The following is a 1,282-nucleotide window of genomic DNA, read 5'->3' as shown; positions in this document are numbered from 1 at the left end:
AGCGCCGCGGCCGCGGCAGGCTCGGGTGGGTAGGCGCCGCCGCCGACCAGGCGCAGCAGCAGCACGAAGCCGGCCAGGCCCACGGCATCGGCCCCGAGCGCGCCCGGATCGATCCGGGCATGGCCGAGCGGCGACAGGGCGGCGCCCGCCGCCAGCCGCATGGCGATGGCGTCTTCGCGCCTGGCGCGGCGGCGGGCGAAGGCGGCGGCGGCCTCGGCCAGTGCCACATGGCCGCCGGGATCCGCCCCGAGCGCCCGCCGCAGCCGCGCCCGCAGGAAGCGCGGATCGGCATTGCTGGCATCGCGCTCCGGCGCCAGCCCGGCGGCGGCAACCACCGCCTCCAGCCGTGCCGGCGGCTGGCCGAGCAAGGGGCGCAGGATCAGCGCCTCCGGCGCCGCGCGGAGCGCCGGCATGGCGGCGAGGCCATCCGGACCGCTGCCGGCGAGCGCGCGGGCCAGCAGGGTCTCCGCCTGATCGTCGCGATGATGGCCGAGCAGCAGCCATGGCGCGCCCGCCGCGCCGCAGGCACCCAGCAGCGCGGCCAGCCGCGCCGCGCGCGCACGTTCGTGCAGGCCAGGGCCGGGAGGCAGGCCGAGTGCGAGGATGCGCGCCTTGATCCCGCATGCCCGGAGGCGGGTGGCGACACGCGCGGCCTCCGCGCCGCTCCCGGGACGCAGGCCGTGATCGGCAATCAGCGCCAGCAAATGACCACCGCGCGCCTTTGCCCAGGCATCGGCCAGCAGCGCCAGAGCCAGGCTGTGCGGCCCCCCGGAGACCCCGGCCGCGAGGCGCGGCGCCGGCCCGAAGGGTCCGAGCGGCGCCATCAGCGACGCGAACTCGGCAGCGCCGATGGCAGAGCTTTCCTCCGGGCGATCCCGCCCGGGCGGGATCGGCTCAGCGGCAGCCATTGCTCCGTCGCGCGGCATTGGCGCGGTCGGTCAGCGACTGCGACAGGCGCGGGAATTCCGTGCGGAGCTGGTCGAGCGTGTCGCAAGCCTCCCGCCGCGCGTTGAAGCCGTTGAAGGCGCCGGCGAGGCCGAGCAGTGCTTCCGGCGCGCGGGCGCCCTGGCGGTTGCGGCGATAGGCCTCGTCATAGGCCAGCGCCGCGTTCTGGAACTGCCGCCGGCCGGCCAGCGCATCGCCGAGCAGGAGCTGCGCATCCTGGGCGCGCGCCTGGTTGCGGGAGGCGATCACCTCCCGCGCCGCCGTCTCGGCGGCGGCGAAGTCGCGGCGGCCGAGCGCCGCCTGGCCTTCGGAGAGCGCCCGCTCCGGCGGGCGCGGC

1 protein-coding gene and 1 pseudogene are annotated in these 1,282 nt (G+C 77.9%); both read right to left on the bottom strand.

Features of this window, described 5'->3' with window-relative positions; genetic code table 11:
- Positions 1 to 908, bottom strand: a 908-nt coding sequence (gene tilS / locus GXW71_RS34540; RefSeq protein WP_211858612.1) for a tRNA lysidine(34) synthetase TilS, incomplete at its 3' end; no start/stop codon positions are given.
- Positions 895 to 1,282 (bottom strand): annotated as a pseudogene (locus GXW71_RS34535) (tetratricopeptide repeat protein); the annotation flags it as partial. The pseudogene GXW71_RS34535 and the gene tilS, both read right to left, overlap by 14 nt.

It is taken from the genome of Plastoroseomonas hellenica (assembly GCF_018129085.1).
Taxonomy (GTDB): Bacteria; Pseudomonadota; Alphaproteobacteria; order Acetobacterales; family Acetobacteraceae; genus Plastoroseomonas; species Plastoroseomonas hellenica.
This window is presented reverse-complemented; position numbering and strand designations above follow the sequence as displayed.